Source organism: Streptomyces sp. NBC_01267, assembly GCF_036241575.1.
Taxonomy (GTDB): domain Bacteria; phylum Actinomycetota; class Actinomycetes; order Streptomycetales; family Streptomycetaceae; genus Streptomyces.
The window spans coordinates 1,743,978-1,759,718 of the sequence record NZ_CP108455.1; the positions used below are offsets into that span (position 1 = coordinate 1,743,978).

Consider the following 15,741-nt stretch of genomic DNA (forward strand, 5'->3'; position numbering starts at 1 on the left):
TCCGCCGCTTTGCCCGCCGTTCACGTCCGGCGCTTTGACCGGCCCTTTACCGGGGTTGTCGACCGGGAGGGCTGCCGTGGCGTCACTTGAGTGTGTCCGCCGCTGCCTCGATGTCCGCGGCGAAGGTGGACAGCTGGGTGTAGATGCCCGGGTATCCGGGCTCGGCGCAGCCCTGGCCCCAGCTGACGATCCCGACCTGGATCCACGCCCCGTGGTCGTCCTTGCGGAACATCGGTCCGCCGGAGTCGCCCTGGCAGGTGTCGGTGCCGCCCTGGTCGACGTATCCGGCGCAGATCTCGTCGGTGGGGGTGAGCCCCGTTCCGTACGCCTTCTGGCACTGGTCGTCCGGGACGTAGGGCACGGTCGCCTTGCGCAGGTAGCGTTCCTGGCCGCCGTCCTCGCTCGTCGATCCCCAGCCCACGATGGTGAAATTTCCCTGGTCGTAGGCCGTATCGGTGACGATCGGGAGCCTGGGGAGCTCGAACGGCCGGGCCAGTTTGATCAGTGCCCAGTCCTTGCCCTTGCCGTGGTAGCCGGGGGCGCGGAGGACTTTGGTGGAGGTGATGTGGACGGCGCGGGGGCTCTGCAGGTCGATGGAGCCGGCGGTGGCGGTGATGGAGGTGTTGTTCCCCGTCGCGGGTACGCAGTGTGCGGCGGTCAGGACGATGTCCTTGGCGTAGAGGGCGCCGCCGCAGCCCCGGGAGAGATGCACCATGAAGGGGAACTGGCCCTCGGCCACCCGGGTGCCGCCGACGACGGGCACGGGTGAGGCGGACGCGGTCGCGTACGGGGCGGGCTGCAGGCTGAGAGCGGCGAGGGCCGCGGCGGCTGTGGCCGCGCCTCGGCCGAGGTGGCGCATGCGCTGGTTCAACGGGCTTCCTCTCGTGGGGGGCTCGGGATTCGTGATCCCGCGGTCCGGAAGGGATCGTTCCCACGACCATGGCCGCTGCGCGGGGTTTCCGCCCGGCCGTACGACCTCACCCGGCCCGCGGGTGAGGTCGTTACAGTGGGGTCCGTGACGGGCGGCAGCGAGGTCGTGCACGGTTTTCCGCACCTGGACACGGTCCGGGCGGCCATCACGGCGCTCCACAAACGCCTCTCGTACGACGGCATCCGCGGTTACGCGCCGAGTGTCGCGCCGGTCGATGTGGCCTTCTCCGATCTGGACGACCTGTATCCGGGCGCGCAGCGGGTGGCCCGTGCGCTGGTCCAGCACTTCCGGCTGCCGGATGCCCGCCTGATCGTCAGTTTCCGTGAGATGCAGCATGCGGCCGGGGTCGAACTGGCCGCGGGGCCGGAGTACTTCATCGAGCTCAACGACCGTTTCCGCACGCACCGCGAGGACATCGGCGCGGCCCTCGCGCACGAGGTCGCGCATGTGCTGCTGCACCGGCTGGACCTGGCCTTCCCCGGTACCCGGGACAACGAGATCCTCACCGACACCGTGACGACGTATCTGGGTGCGGGCTGGCTGTTGCTGGACGCGTTCCGCGAGGACGGGGTGTCCAGCCAGAAGCTCGGGTATCTCACTCCGGAGGAGTTCGGGTACGTGCTGGCCAAGCGGGCGCTGGTCTTCGACGAGGACCCGGCGATCTGGTTCACCAGCCCGCAGGCGTATGTGGCTTACACCAAGGGGTCGGCCCTGGCCGGGCAGGACGGGCGGCAGCCGCCGCTGACCGCGGCGGGCCGGTCGGGCCGCCGGGCCTACGCCAGGAACCGCGCGGCTGCGCTGAAGCACGGCGGGCACAGCTCCCCCGGTGCGCCGTACGCCTTCGAGCAGGGTGCGGACGGACTGCGCGTCAGCTTCCCCTGCCCCACCTGCTGTCAGCGCATCCGGGTGCCCGTGCGGGGGCGGGTGCGGGCGCGCTGCGGGCTCTGCCGCACGGTGCTGGAATGTGACACGTAGCGCTCCGGTTCCAGTGGGTTCCGGTGAGTTCCCGTGGGTTCCGGTGGGCGAAACCGCCTTGCGGGACGGCGCGCGCAGGGGGGAGGGTCGCGTCATGACGCAGGAGCGGGCGACCGGGTGCGAGGAACTGTTCGAGGCGGTGCACGGCGGGGACGACGACGCCGTGGTGCGGCTGCTGCGCTCGGGGGTCCCGGCCGGTACGACCGACGGGGAGAGCGGGGAGACGGCGCTCTACCGGGCGTCGGTCAGCAACGAGCCCGGCATCGTACGGCTGCTGCTCGCGGCGGGCGCCGATCCTGACGGGGCGAGCGGCCGTGACGGTGTGGATCTGCCGCTGTGCGGGGCCGCCAGCGGTGGTCACACCGAGGTCGTGCGGGCGCTGCTCGCGGCGGGCGCGGAGCCGGACCGGCGGGAGGAGTTCGACTTCACGGCGCTGTCGTGGGCGGTCCGGGCGGGGTACGCGAGGACGGCGGAGGCGCTGCTCGAAGCCGGCGCCGATCCTGGTGCGCCGGGTCCCGGCGGGGTGCTGCCGTTGGTGGCGGCGGTGACGCGCGGGTCGGCGGAGACCGTACGGGTGCTGCTGCGGCACGGTGCGGACGCCGGGTCGCAGCGGGCCGCTCTCGACGAGGCGCGGCGGTGGCTCGCGCTGGACACCGAGCAGGAGGCACGTCGGCAGCTGGAGGAGAGTTACGGGGGCGCGTTCGGTTCGGTCGCGCGCCGGGTCGTCGAGGAGGGCGGGGTGACGGTCCTGGTCGAGCTGGTCGGTGCGGGTGCGCCCTGGGCGGGCGCCGAGCAGCAGAGCGGCCATGCGGCGATCGCCACGCTGCTGGAGGCGGAGCTGGGGATCCGGGCGCCGTTCGAGGAGTTGGCCGACCGGGCGCTGCGCTGCGGGGATCCGGCGGACGACGACTGGGCCGAGGCGATGCACGCGCTGCAGCTGCGGGGGGACGAGGAGACCTTCCAGGCGGCGGTGGCCCGGGCGGCGAGCGCGGATCCGCTGCAGCGGGCGTTCGCGGCGGATGTGCTGGGGCAGTTGGGCTTCGCCACGCAGAACAGGCCGTTCGTCGCGCGCAGTCTGCCGTTGCTGCTGGATCTGGCCGACCGTACGGCGCAGGCAGCGGATTCGGCCGGGGGCGACGTGCTGATCGCGTCGGTGGTGCAGGCGCTGGGCCACCACGATGACCGGGCCGCGCTCCCCGCGATCCTGCGTCACGCCGGGCACCCGGACCCGGAGGTACGGCTGCGGGTGGCGCTCGCGCTGCACGGTCTGGTCGAGGCGGCGGACAGTGCCGCGGTGGACGCGCTGATCGTACTGAGTGAGGACTCGCATCCCCGGGTGCGGGACTGGGCCACGCTGGGTCTGGCGACGGTGGACGCGGACACCCCGCGGCTGCGGGAGGCGCTGGCGGCCCGGCTGGACGATGCCGATCCGGACACGGCGGCCGAGGCGGCCCGCGGTCTGGTGATGCGCGGGGATCCGCGCGCCACGGACACGCTGATCCGGATCCTGGCGGACGAGGACCCGGACGGTTACGCGCACGGCACGGCGCTGGAGGCGGTCGGCGATGTGGCCGATCCGGCGGTGCGGAGCCGGTTGGAGCGGACGCTGCCCCGCTGCCGCTGACCGCGCCGCCTCGTTCCCGGAGGGCGGACACACGAAAGCGGAGGCAGGGTGAGTGTGCACCCCGCCTCCGCCCCGGACGAGATCAGGCGGCGGCCCTGCGACCGCCCTGTCCGCCCTGGCTGCTGCCGCGGCCCTGTGCGCCACGGCCTGCTCCGCCGCGGCCCTGACCGCCCTGGCTCTGTGCGCCACGGCCCTGGCCGCCGGCCTGGGCCTGGCCTGCGCGGCCCTGACCGCCACGGCGTCCGCGGCTGCCGCGCGCCTGGCCGGACGACCCGGCGGCACCCGCCGCGGGCCTGCTGGGCCGGGAGCGCCGCTGCGGGGCGGTGGCCTGCTGCGGCACGTCGACGACGACGGCCACCCCGGAGGGCTCCTGCGCCCCGGTGATCCGGGTGAGTTCCTCGTCGCTGGACTTGACCCGGGCGGTCTGCGGGGTGATGCCCGCGTCCGACATCAGCCGGGTCATCTCCCGCTTCTGCTCCGGGAGTACAAGTGTGACGACGCTGCCGGACTCACCGGCGCGGGCGGTGCGCCCGCCGCGGTGGACATAGTCCTTGTGGTCGGTGGGCGGGTCGACGTTCACGACCAGGTCGAGGTCGTCGATGTGGATGCCGCGCGCTGCGACGTTCGTCGCGACGAGCGCGGTGACCTGCCCGTTCTTGAACTGGTCGAGGGTGCGGTTGCGCTGCGGCTGGGAACGGCCGCCGTGCAGTCCGCCCGCCCGTACACCGCTGGCGAGCAGCCGCTTCACGAGCCGGTCCACGGACCGCTTGGTGTCCAGGAAGAGGATCACCCGGCCGTCGCGGGCGGCGATGCGCGTGGTGACGGCCTTCTTGTCGGTCTCGTCGGCGACGTACAGCACGTGGTGGTCCATCGTGGTGACCGCGCCCGCGGACGGGTCGACGGAGTGCACGACGGGGTCGGTGAGGAACATCTTGACCAGGCGGTCGATGTTCTTGTCCAGGGTCGCGGAGAACAGCATCCGCTGGCCGCCCGGCTCGACCTGCTTCAGCAGCGCGGTGACCTGCGGCATGAAGCCCATGTCGGCCATCTGGTCGGCCTCGTCGAGCACCGTGATGCCGACCTGGTCGAGGCGGCAGTCGCCGCGCTCGATGAGGTCCTTGAGCCGCCCGGGGGTGGCCACGAGCACCTCGGCGCCGCGGCGCAGGGTGCCGGACTGCTTGGCGATGGACATGCCGCCGACGACCGTGGCGAGCCGCAGGTTCACCGCGGTGGCGTACGGGGTCAGGGCGTCGGTGACCTGCTGCGCCAGTTCACGGGTGGGGACCAGGACGAGGACGAGCGGTGCCTTCGGCTCGGCGCGGCGGCCCGCGACCCGGGCGAGCAGCGCGAGTCCGAAGGCGAGGGTCTTGCCGGATCCCGTGCGTCCGCGGCCGAGGAGGTCGCGGCCCGCGAGGGAGTTCGGCAGGGTCGCTGCCTGGATCGGGAAGGGGTCGGTCACGCCCTGGGCCGCGAGGGTCTTCAGGAGTGCGGCGGGCATGTCCAGCTCGGCGAAGGCCTCGACGGCGGGCAGCGCGGGGGTGATGGTGTCCGGCAGCGTGAATTCGGCAGGCCTGGGAGCTGCCTTGCGGGCCGGAGACTTTGCGGGGGCCTTGCCTCGGCCCCTCGGCGGACTGTTGCGTGCGGGGCGTGCCGGGCGTTCAGCGGAGCGGGTCATGCAGTTCTAGCCTTCCTGCCAGGTGTAGGACAGCACAAACCGGGACCCGCACCATGGAGGTGCGGGCCCCGGTCAGCGAGGTACGCGTCCGACAATTAGGCCGGGACGATGTTCTCCGCCTGCGGGCCCTTCTGGCCCTGCGTGACGTCGAAGGAGACCTTCTGGCCCTCCTGGAGCTCACGGAAGCCCTGGGTGGCAATGTTGGAGTAGTGGGCGAAGACGTCGGCGCCGCCGCCGTCCTGCTCGATGAAGCCGAAGCCCTTTTCCGAGTTGAACCACTTCACGGTACCGGTGGCCATAACATTCTCCTCAACAGGTGCAGTGCCGGAAATTCGCACTTTACGAATTCCGCGTCGCCGCATTGAACCCCATCCGGAGAAAGCCGGAAAACAATAATGCGCCTGTCGGAGCATTCCCGTCAGGCGCACATAAAGTTCATGGGTACCAAAACTGCAACAACGCTAGCCTAGCACGTCTGCCGCCCGGATGTGTGGACGCGGGGCGGAGTCAAACGATCTCCGACCCGGGGCGCCGACCGGCCCGGGTCCGTGCTCCCACCTCGGCCGAAGCTCAACTCGGTCCTTCCGGAAGCGCAGTTGGCCTCGAAGTCCCGGCTCTTCCGGCAGCCGTGCGTATCGGTGCGGCCCACCCAGGGGGTACCGGAAAAAAGTATTCGCCCGCGTGCGGCACCGGCCGAAACTCCGGCCCGTCCGCCGCGCGGGCCGGTTCCCCTACGGGTGACGACACAATCGCCGTTCTGTTGACGTTCATCCGTGCGAAGGATCCTCGCTCTTTTTCGGCCATTCCCTCCGGCCGCACGGGGCGGCGGGCACGGCCCTCGGGACGCGTCCGGCCGGTGGGGTGCCCGGCACCCCACTCCGCGTGCCGGGCGGGAGCCTCCGCAGCCTAGGATTCCCGGCATGATCGCCGAACTGCAGTGCATAGTGCTGGACTGCCCCGACCCCGCCGGCCTGGCCGCGTTCTACGAGTCGGTACTCGGCGGCAGCGTCAACCGGCCCGACCCCCGCTGGGCGCTCAGCGCGGACTGGTCGACGCTGCACACCACGGCCGGGCTGGTCCTCTGCTTCCAGCGCGCGGAGAACTACCACCCGCCGGCCTGGCCCGACCCGACCCGGCCCCAGCAGTTCCATCTGGACTTCGGCGTCCCCGACCTGGACCGCGCCGAGGTCGAGGTGCTCGACGCGGGTGCCCATCTGCTCGACGACAGCGCAGCGGACTGGCGGATCTACGCGGACCCCGCCGGACACCCCTTCTGCCTGGTCCGGCACTGAGCCGGGACCACGGGCGGGCTCAGCCGGCGGACCGCTCGCCCGTGCTGCGCTCGACGCAGAACTCGTTGCCCTCGATGTCGGCGAGCGTCGCCCACCCCCGGCCGTCCGGCCGCCGGTGGTCCTCGATGAGGGTGGCCCCCAGCTCCAGCAGCCGCTCGACCTCTTCCTCGCGGGTGCGGTCCGTCGGCTGAAGGTCCAGATGCAGCCGGTTCTTCACCGCCTTGGGCTCCGGGACCTGGATGAACAACAGGCCGAAGCCGGGGGCCTGGATGAGCGCCTCGGGGTCACCGGGCTTGTCCTCGTCGGTCAACGGGATGTCGAGCACCTTGGCCCAGAAACTGCCGAGCCGGTAGGCGTCGGCGCAGTCGACCGTCACATGGCGTACAAACGAAGTCATGATCGCATCATGCCGCAACACGCCTGCGGCGCAAGGGAATTCAGGCGTCCGGGACCCGGTCCCGCAGGGTGACGAGCGCGGTGTGCCCGTCGGCCCGCAGTACGCCCGGGGCGTCCCCGGTGACCAGCGCGGCGTCCCCCGGCCCCAGGGCGACCCCGGCGTCCTCCAGGACCGCTGCGCCGTCCAGCGCCACGATCAGTACGGTCGCACCCGGCGGGACGCCGACGGCGGTCCTGCCCCGTACGACCGAGGTGAGCGCCTCGGTGAGTGCCCTGCGGTACATCACGTTGAAGTTCACGACGGGGCCGTCCAGCAGCCTGCCGTACGTCTCCGTGTCACCGGCGAAGTCCTGCGGCGCGAACCGCTCGGCGACCCGGCGCCGCTCACCGCCCACCGTGAGTTCCATCCCGGCGCCCTCGGCCACCGTCAGGGTCCTGGCGACTTCGGGGAACACGGAGAACGGCCCGTCGGCGCCGACCTCCGCGAGGCTCACCCGCCAGGCGAAGGTGTCCGTCCCCGCGCCCTCGGGCCGGGCGGCGATCTCACGGGTCACTCCGCCGCCGTTCTTCCAGGGGGCCGCCGTCCGGTCGGCCGCCCGCAGGATCCGTACCGTCATGCCCGCACCGTCCCGTTCGCCCGCGCGGCCCGCAGCCAGAGCGGGAACTCCGCTGTCAGCCGGTCGTACAGCTCCTCGTCGGAGACCTTCCGGGGGTCCTTGCCCGCGTGGAAGAAACCGGCGTTGTCGACGGGCCGGCGCTCGGGCACCGAGAGTTCGTCGAGCTTGCGGAGGAAGTCGAACTGCTTGCTCTTCGGGTTGCCGAAGCCGACGAACTGCCAGAACAGCGGGAGCTTCGCCGCCTTGCAGACGTACCGTTCGGCCAGGCTCTTGACGGCCGGACCGCCGTCGGTCTGGAAGACGACGAGCGCGGGCGCCGTCGGGCCGCTGTCGAGGTAGTGGTCGATGACCGCGTCCATCGCGGCGTCGTAGCTGGTCACGCCCATGTGGCCCAGCCCTGCGGCGATCTCCGCGACGCGGCCCGCGTGGTCGCCGAGTCCGATCTCCTCCACCGCGTCGACCTCGGTGGAGAAGAAGACGACGGGGACGCTCCCGTCGTCGTCGAGGTGGGCGGAGAGGCCGAGCACCCGGTCGGCGAGGGCCTGGACGCTGCCGTCGTCGTAGTACCGCTTCATCGAGCCCGAGTAGTCGAGCACCAGGTAGACCGCGGCGCGCTCCCCCTGGAGCCCGTTCTTGCGCAGGGATATCCCCGCGGTCTTGTACAGGCTGACCAGCGCGGGCGCCGTCTCCTGCATCTTCTGGAGGCTGATGGCCATACGACGCTCCGCTCGCTCAGGTGGGCCGGAGCAGCCGAGATTACGACACGGCCCGGGACGCGCCACGGCGCCCACCCAGTGTCCGGTCGGGGACAAGGCAGGCGCCGGGTGCCGGGGGTCCGGAGGTGTCCCCCGGATGTTCCCGGCCCGCACACCATTGTGCGGGACGTATCGGTGGGCCGTCAGACGACCAGTGCGCGGTCCGTCGGCTTGATCGGGGCGTGCAGCTCGCTGGCGCCGGTGAGGAAACGGTCCACACCACGCGCCGCCGAGCGGCCCTCGGCGATCGCCCAGACGATCAGCGACTGGCCGCGGCCCGCGTCCCCAGCAACGTACACGCCGGGGACATTGGTCGCGAAGTCGGCGTCCCTGGCGATGTTGCCGCGGGTGTCGAGTTCCAGGCCGAACTGCTGCACCAGACCGTTGGCCTGGTCGGTTCCGGTGAAGCCCATGGCCAGGGTGACCAGCTGGGCGGGGATGCGGCGCTCGGTGCCCGGCTGCTGCTCCAGCTTGCCGTCCTTGAACTCCACCTCGACGAGGTGCAGGTACTGGACGTTGCCTTCCTCATCGCCCTCGAAGTGGGTGGTCGACACGGCGTAGATCCGCTCGCCGCCCTCCTCGTGCGCGGAGGTGACCTTGTAGAGCATCGGGAAGGTCGGCCAGGGCTGGGCGGCGTTCCGCTCGTCGCCGGGCCGGGGCATGATCTCCAGCTGGGTCACCGAGGCGGCGCCCTGCCGGTGGGCCGTGCCGACGCAGTCCGCGCCGGTGTCGCCGCCGCCGATGACCACGACGTGCTTGCCCTCGGCGGTGATCGGGGCCACCGTGAGGTCGCCCTCCTGCACCTTGTTGGCGAGCGGCAGGTACTCCATGGCGAAGTGGATGCCGTTCAGCTCGCGGCCCGGTACGGGCAGATCGCGGGAGACGGTGGCGCCGGCGGCGATGACCACCGCGTCGTACCTGCGGCGGAGCTTCGCCGCGTCGATGTCGCGGCCGATCTCCGTCTCGGTGCGGAACTTGGTGCCTTCCGCGCGCATCTGCTCGATACGGCGGTTGATGTGCGACTTCTCCATCTTGAACGCGGGGATGCCGTACCGGAGGAGTCCTCCGATGCGGTCCGCGCGCTCGTAGACGGCGACCGTGTGACCGGCGCGGGTCAGCTGCTGGGCGGCGGCGAGGCCCGCCGGGCCCGAACCGATGACGGCGACCGTCTTGCCGGAGAGGCGCTCGGGCGGCTGCGGGGTGACGTCGCCGCTGTCCCAGGCCTTGTCGATGATCGAGACTTCGACGTTCTTGATGGTGACGGCCGGCTGGTTGATGGCGAGCACACAGGCCGACTCGCAGGGCGCCGGGCAGAGGCGGCCGGTGAACTCCGGGAAGTTGTTGGTGGCGTGCAGCCGCTCGCTCGCCGCCGACCAGTCCTCGCGGTAGGCGTAGTCGTTCCACTCGGGGATGAGGTTCCCCAGCGGACAGCCGTTGTGGCAGAACGGGATCCCGCAGTCCATGCAGCGGCCGGCCTGCTTGCTGATGATCGGCAGCAGGGATCCCGGAACGTAGACCTCGTTCCAGTCCTTCACCCGCTCGTCGACGGGGCGGGTCCGTGCGACCTCACGTCCCGTGGTCAGAAAGCCCTTGGGGTCAGCCATTGGTCGCCGCCTCCATCATCTTCTCGGTGGTCTCGTTCTCGGTGAGACCTGCCAGCTCAGCGGCGTCCTTGGCGGCGAGCACTGCCTTGTAGGTGGTCGGGATGATCTTGCTGAAGCGGTCCGCGGCGGTGTGCCACTCGTCGAGGAGCTTCCCGGCCACGGTGGACCCGGTCTCCTCCTGGTGGCGGCGCACGACGTCGTGCAGCCACTGCTTGTCGGTGTCGTCCACGGCCTCGACGGCCCCGGCGTTGCCGATGTTGACGTTGTCGCGGTCCAGGTCGATGACGTACGCGACACCGCCCGACATGCCTGCCGCGAAGTTGCGTCCGGTCTCGCCGATGACCACGGCACGGCCGCCGGTCATGTACTCGCAGCCGTGGTCGCCCACGCCTTCCGAGACGACGGTCGCGCCGGAGTTGCGGACGCAGAACCGCTCACCGGTGCGTCCGCGCAGGAAGAGCTCGCCGCCGGTCGCGCCGTAGGCGATGGTGTTGCCCGCGATGGTGGAGTACTCGGCGAGGTGGTCGGCGCCGCGGTCCGGACGGACGACGATCCGGCCGCCGGAGAGGCCCTTGCCCACGTAGTCGTTGGCGTCGCCCTCCAGCCGGAGCGTGACCCCGCGCGGGACGAAGGCGCCGAAGGACTGGCCCGCGGAGCCGGTGAAGGTGATGTCGATGGTGTCGTCGGGCAGGCCCGCACCGCCGAACTTCTTGGTCACCTCGTGGCCGAGCATGGTGCCGACGGTGCGGTTGATGTTACGGATGGCGACCTGCGCGCGGACCGGCTGGGCCGACTCGGCGGAGTCGGCGGCCAGCGCGTCGGCGGCCAGCTTGATCAGCTGGTTGTCGAGCGCCTTCGCCAGGCCGTGGTCCTGCGCCGCGGTCCGGTGGCGTGCCGCGTCCTCGGGCAGATCCGGTACATGGAAGAGCGGCTTGAGGTCGAGCCCCTGCGCCTTCCAGTGGTTCACGGCCCGCTCGGTGTCGAGCAGTTCGGCGTGGCCGACGGCCTCCTCGACCGTGCGGAAGCCCAGCTCGGCGAGGATCTCGCGGACCTCTTCGGCGATGAACCGGAAGAAGTTGACGATGTACTCGGCCTTGCCGGAGAAGCGCTCGCGCAGCACCGGGTTCTGGGTGGCGATGCCGACCGGGCAGGTGTCGAGGTGGCAGACCCGCATCATGACGCAGCCGGACACGACGAGCGGCGCGGTCGCGAAGCCGAACTCCTCGGCGCCGAGCAGCGCGGCGATGATCACGTCGCGGCCGGTCTTCAGCTGGCCGTCGGTCTGCACGACGATGCGGTCGCGCAACCCGTTGAGCAGCAGGGTCTGCTGGGTCTCGGCGAGGCCGAGCTCCCAGGGGCCGCCCGCGTGCTTGAGCGAGGTGAGCGGGGAGGCGCCCGTTCCGCCGTCGTGTCCCGAGATGAGGACGACGTCCGCGTGTGCCTTGGAGACACCCGCGGCGACCGTGCCGACGCCGACCTCGGAGACCAGCTTCACGTGGATGCGGGCCGCCGGGTTGGCGTTCTTGAGGTCGTGGATCAGCTGGGCCAGGTCCTCGATCGAGTAGATGTCGTGGTGCGGCGGCGGGGAGATGAGGCCCACGCCCGGCGTCGAGTGACGTGTCTTCGCGACCCACGGGTAGACCTTGTGGCCGGGCAGCTGGCCGCCCTCACCGGGCTTGGCGCCCTGGGCCATCTTGATCTGGATGTCGTCCGCGTTGACCAGGTATTCGCTGGTCACACCGAAGCGGCCGGAGGCGACCTGCTTGATGGAGGAGCGGCGGGCCGGGTCGTAGAGCCGGTCGGCGTCCTCGCCACCCTCACCGGTGTTGGACTTGGCACCCAGCTGGTTCATGGCGATGGCGAGGGTCTCGTGCGCCTCCTTGGAGATGGAGCCGTACGACATGGCGCCGGTGGAGAAGCGCTTGACGATCTCGGCGGCCGGCTCGACCTCGTCGACGGAGATCGGCGTCCGGTCCGACTTGAAGCCGAAGAGGCCGCGGAGGGTCATCAGCCGCTCGGACTGTTCGTTCACCCGGTCCGTGTACTTCTTGAAGATGTCGTAGCGGCCGGAGCGCGCGGCGTGCTGGAGGCGGAAGACCGTCTCCGGGTCGAACAGGTGCGGCTCGCCCTCACGGCGCCACTGGTACTCGCCGCCGATCTCCAGCTTGCGGTGCGAGGCGGAGATGCCGGACGCCGGGTACGCCTTGGCGTGCCGGGCGGCGACCTCGGTGGCGACGATGTCGATCCCGGCGCCGCCGATCTTGGTGGCGGTGCCGTTGAAGTACGTGTCGACGAAGCTCTGGTCCAGGCCGACGGCCTCGAAGACCTGCGCGCCGCGGTACGAGGCGACGGTCGAGATGCCCATCTTGGACATGACCTTCAGTACGCCCTTGCCGAGCGCGTAGATCAGGTTGCGGATGGCCTGCTCGGGCTCCAGGCCCTCGATGAAGGTGCCCGCGCGGACGAGGTCCTCGACGGACTCCATCGCGAGGTACGGGTTGACGGCGGCGGCGCCGTATCCGATCAGCAGCGCGACGTGGTGGACCTCGCGTACGTCACCGGCCTCGACCAGCAGGCCCACCTGGGTGCGCTGCTTGGTACGGATGAGGTGGTGGTGGACGGCGGAGGTGAGCAGCAGCGAGGGGATCGGGGCGTGCTCGGCGTCGGAGTGCCGGTCGGAGAGGACGATCAGCCGGGCGCCGGCCTCGATGGCGGCGTCCGTCTCGTCGCAGATCTCCTTCAGCCGGGCGGCGAGGGATTCGCCGCCCCCGCCGACCCGGTAGAGGCCGGAGAGCGTGGCGGCCTTCATGCCGGGCATGTCGCCGTCGGCGTTGATGTGTATGAGCTTGGCCAGCTCGTCGTTGTCGATCACCGGGAAGGGCAGTGTCACGCTGCGGCAGGACGCGGCGTTGGGCTCCAGGATGTTGCCTGCCGGGCCGAGCGTGGAGCGCAGCGAGGTGACGAGCTCCTCGCGGATGGCGTCCAGCGGGGGGTTGGTGACCTGGGCGAAGAGCTGGGTGAAGTAGTCGAAGAGGAGCCGGGGGCGCGCGGAGAGCGCGGCGATCGGCGAGTCGGTGCCCATGGAGCCGAGGGGTTCGCCGGAGGTGCGGGCCATCGGGGCGAGGATGACGCGCAGCTCTTCCTCGGTGTAGCCGAAGGTCTGCTGGCGGCGGGTGACCGAGGCGTGGGTGTGCACGATGTGCTCGCGCTCGGGGAGGTCCTCCAGCTCGATCTCGCCGGTCTCCAGCCATTCCGCGTACGGCTGCTCGGCGGCGAGGCCCGCCTTGATCTCGTCGTCCTCGATGATGCGGTGTTCCGCGGTGTCGACGAGGAACATCTTGCCGGGCTGGAGGCGGCCCTTGCGGACGACCTTCGCGGGGTCGATGTCGAGGACGCCGACCTCGGAGGAGAGCACGACGAGGCCGTCGTCGGTGACCCAGTAGCGGCCGGGGCGCAGACCGTTGCGGTCGAGGACCGCGCCGACCTGGGTGCCGTCGGTGAAGGTGACGCAGGCCGGGCCGTCCCAGGGCTCCATCAGTGTGGCGTGGTACTGGTAGAACGCGCGGCGGGCCGGGTCCATGGAGTCGTGGTTCTCCCACGCCTCGGGGACCATCATCAGCACCGAGTGCGGCAGCGAGCGGCCACCGAGGTGGAGCAGTTCGAGGACCTCGTCGAAGGAGGCGGAGTCGGAGGCGTCCGGGGTGCAGAGGGGGAAGATCCGGTCCAGCTTCTGCGGTCCGAAGAGGTCGGACGCGAGCTGGGACTCGCGGGCCTTCATCCAGTTGCGGTTGCCCTTGACCGTGTTGATCTCGCCGTTGTGCGCGACGAAGCGGTACGGGTGGGCCAGCGGCCAGCTGGGGAAGGTGTTCGTCGAGAAGCGCGAGTGCACCAGGGCGACGGTGGTGGCGAAGCGGCGGTCGGAGAGGTCCGGGAAGAACGGCTCCAGCTGCCCCGTCGTGAGCATGCCCTTGTAGACGATCGTGCGGGCGGAGAGCGAGGGGAAGTAGACGCCGCCCTCGCGCTCGGCGCGCTTGCGCAGCACGAAGGCCTTGCGGTCGAGGGCGATGCCCGTCGCGGGGGCGCCGTCGCCGTCCGGGGCGTCGGCGACGAAGAGCTGGCGGAACTCCGGCATGGTGGCGCGGGCGCCGCTGCCGAGGAGGTCCGGGGTGACGGGGACCTCGCGCCAGCCGAGGACGGTGAGGCCCTCTTCGGCGGCCAGCGTCTCGATCCGTGAGACGGCTGCGGGGCTGTCGTCGAGCGGCAGGAACGCGATGCCGACGGCGTACGCGCCCGCCTCAGGGAGGTCGAATCCGGTGGCTTCGCGGAGGAAGGCGTCCGGTACCTGGAGCAGGATTCCCGCGCCGTCGCCGGAGTCCGGCTCGGAGCCGGTGGCGCCGCGGTGTTCGAGGTTGCGCAGTACGGTCAGCGCCTGCTCGACCAGTTCGTGACCGGCCACACCGGTAAGAGTGGCCACGAACCCGACACCACAGGCGTCGTGTTCGTTGCGGGGGTCGTACAGCCCCTGCTGGGCGGGGCGACCGTCCATGGGCGACCAGGCGTGGGTGCGCATCGGCTCTCCCGTCGTCGTCGTGGCATATGCAATGGCACAGGGACGACGTTGGCCCTCTGCGAAATTTCGAGCAGGTTACATGATGGGACGCTTCTCGAAAAGCGGATGTTTCATTCCAACATGCGGACACCGGACAGGCGGTGAAGGCGGGGCTGTACGGCCGTATCGGTGTCCGTGTGCCCGGAGCGGAGCAGGCGACGTTGCCCGCAGCGTCTTCGCCTTATGCCCGGTGGCTCTTCGCTCAAAACCGCAGGCAGTCGACTGGTTGTGCCGAACTGCACATACCGCCTCACCCTACGGCGGTGCCGAACAGTGCGCCCAGTGCGTACGTGATACCGGCAGCCGCTCCTCCCAGTGTCAGCTGGCGGAGCCCGCTGTACCACCAGGAGCGCGCGGTGACCCTCGCGACCACCGCACCGCAGCCGAAGAGCCCGACCAGTGCGAGCAGCAGCGCGGGCCACAGGGTGGTGGCGCCGAGCAGGTACGGCAGCAGGGGCAGCAGCGCGCCCAGCGCGAAGGCGCCGAACGAGGAGAGCGCGGCGACGAGCGGCGAGGGGAGGTCGTCGGGGTCGATGCCCAGCTCTTCCCTGGCGTGGATCTCCAGAGCCTGCTCGGGGTCCCGGGAGAGCTGCTCGGCGACCGCCGCCGCCAGCTCGGGCTCCACGCCGCGCGATACGTACAGCGCGGCCAGTTCCTTCATCTCGTCCAGCGGGTGCTTGCGCAACTCCCGTCGCTCGACGTCGAGTTCGGCCTCCACGAGTTCGCGCTGCGAGGCGACCGAGGTGTACTCGCCCGCGGCCATCGAGAACGCCCCGGCGGCGAGCCCAGCGAGCCCGGTGATCACGAGGGTGCGGTGCGAGACGTCGCCGCCCGCGACGCCGGTCATCAGGGCGAGGTTGGAGACCAGCCCGTCCATCGCTCCGAAGACGGCGGGGCGCAGCCAGCCGCCGTTGACGTCCCGGTGCGTGTGGTTGTCGCGGTGCGCCTCGTGCAGCGCGGCCTCGTTCTCCATGATGGACACCGGCCCCCACCCTCTTTCTGCCGTCACGGCACCTCGTCGTTCCCGCGAACACGGTCGTTCCCGCGAACAGGGTCGAAAGTACGCACGAAAAATGACTCCCGCCAGCAAGGAAGGCCGTACTTACCAGGGGCGACGAGACCTCGGACCAGGCCCGACGTGATCTTCGGGGAGTGCCGTCGAGACATGGATCACACCACTGGCTCATTGACGTCCGGGGTGGGCATCACCAATATCTGTAAACGTTTCCAGTTACTGAAAACCTTTACAGCGATTCACTCCAC

12 protein-coding genes are annotated in these 15,741 nt (G+C 70.8%); 3 read left to right on the forward strand and 9 right to left on the reverse strand.

Translation table 11 applies throughout. The features are described from left to right. Positions 1 to 82: 82 nt before the first annotated feature. Positions 83 to 871 (reverse strand): S1 family peptidase, encoded by a 789-nt coding sequence (locus OG709_RS08055; RefSeq protein ID WP_405684636.1) that lies wholly within the window; start codon positions 869 to 871, stop codon positions 83 to 85. A 144-nt stretch (positions 872 to 1,015) separates the two neighbouring features. Here OG709_RS08055 and OG709_RS08060 point away from each other — a divergent pair, with 144 nt between their 5' ends. Beyond that, positions 1,016 to 1,906 (forward strand): hypothetical protein, encoded by an 891-nt coding sequence (locus OG709_RS08060; protein ID WP_326695075.1) that lies wholly within the window; start codon positions 1,016 to 1,018, stop codon positions 1,904 to 1,906. Positions 1,907 to 2,000: 94 nt separating this feature from the next. After that, positions 2,001 to 3,530, forward strand: a complete 1,530-nt coding sequence (locus tag OG709_RS08065) for an ankyrin repeat domain-containing protein (RefSeq protein WP_329165409.1) — start codon at positions 2,001 to 2,003, stop codon at positions 3,528 to 3,530. Positions 3,531 to 3,612: 82 nt separating this feature from the next. Here the strand turns inward: OG709_RS08065 and OG709_RS08070 are convergent, their stop codons facing one another. Beyond that, positions 3,613 to 5,205, reverse strand: a complete 1,593-nt coding sequence (locus OG709_RS08070) for a DEAD/DEAH box helicase (RefSeq protein WP_266643615.1) — start codon at positions 5,203 to 5,205, stop codon at positions 3,613 to 3,615. 95 nt (positions 5,206 to 5,300) lie between these two features. Next, positions 5,301 to 5,504, reverse strand: a complete 204-nt coding sequence (locus tag OG709_RS08075) for a cold-shock protein (RefSeq protein ID WP_015607926.1) — start codon at positions 5,502 to 5,504, stop codon at positions 5,301 to 5,303. Positions 5,505 to 6,125: 621 nt separating this feature from the next. On the opposite strand from OG709_RS08075, the gene OG709_RS08080 reads away from it, so the two are divergent. After that, entirely contained in the window at positions 6,126 to 6,497 is a 372-nt protein-coding gene (locus OG709_RS08080) for a VOC family protein (RefSeq protein WP_250303766.1), read from the forward strand. Positions 6,498 to 6,516: 19 nt separating this feature from the next. Here OG709_RS08080 and OG709_RS08085 read toward each other — a convergent pair whose 3' ends face one another. The 6 genes from OG709_RS08085 to OG709_RS08110 form a co-directional block, all read right to left on the reverse strand. Beyond that, positions 6,517 to 6,894 (reverse strand): VOC family protein, encoded by a 378-nt coding sequence (locus tag OG709_RS08085; RefSeq protein ID WP_266643613.1) that lies wholly within the window; start codon positions 6,892 to 6,894, stop codon positions 6,517 to 6,519. 40 nt (positions 6,895 to 6,934) lie between these two features. After that, complete coding sequence (locus tag OG709_RS08090) at positions 6,935 to 7,510, reverse strand: HutD/Ves family protein (protein ID WP_250303764.1); 576 nt, start codon at positions 7,508 to 7,510, stop codon at positions 6,935 to 6,937. After that, positions 7,507 to 8,226, reverse strand: coding sequence for a VWA domain-containing protein (locus tag OG709_RS08095; protein WP_250303763.1), 720 nt, complete (start codon positions 8,224 to 8,226; stop codon positions 7,507 to 7,509). Before OG709_RS08095 ends, OG709_RS08090 begins: the two co-directional genes overlap by 4 nt. A gap of 182 nt (positions 8,227 to 8,408) precedes the next feature. Continuing rightward, positions 8,409 to 9,869, reverse strand: coding sequence for a glutamate synthase subunit beta (locus OG709_RS08100; RefSeq protein WP_266643610.1), 1,461 nt, complete (start codon positions 9,867 to 9,869; stop codon positions 8,409 to 8,411). Next, a complete protein-coding gene (gene gltB, locus OG709_RS08105; RefSeq protein WP_266643608.1) occupies positions 9,862 to 14,439 on the reverse strand; it encodes a glutamate synthase large subunit in 4,578 nt (1,525 codons plus the stop codon). The genes OG709_RS08100 and gltB overlap by 8 nt, the downstream gene beginning before the upstream one ends. Before the next feature lie 289 nt (positions 14,440 to 14,728). Continuing rightward, on the reverse strand, positions 14,729 to 15,460 hold the full coding sequence (locus OG709_RS08110; RefSeq protein WP_250303760.1) for a VIT1/CCC1 transporter family protein: 732 nt from the start codon (positions 15,458 to 15,460) through the stop codon (positions 14,729 to 14,731). Positions 15,461 to 15,741: the final 281 nt, after the last annotated feature.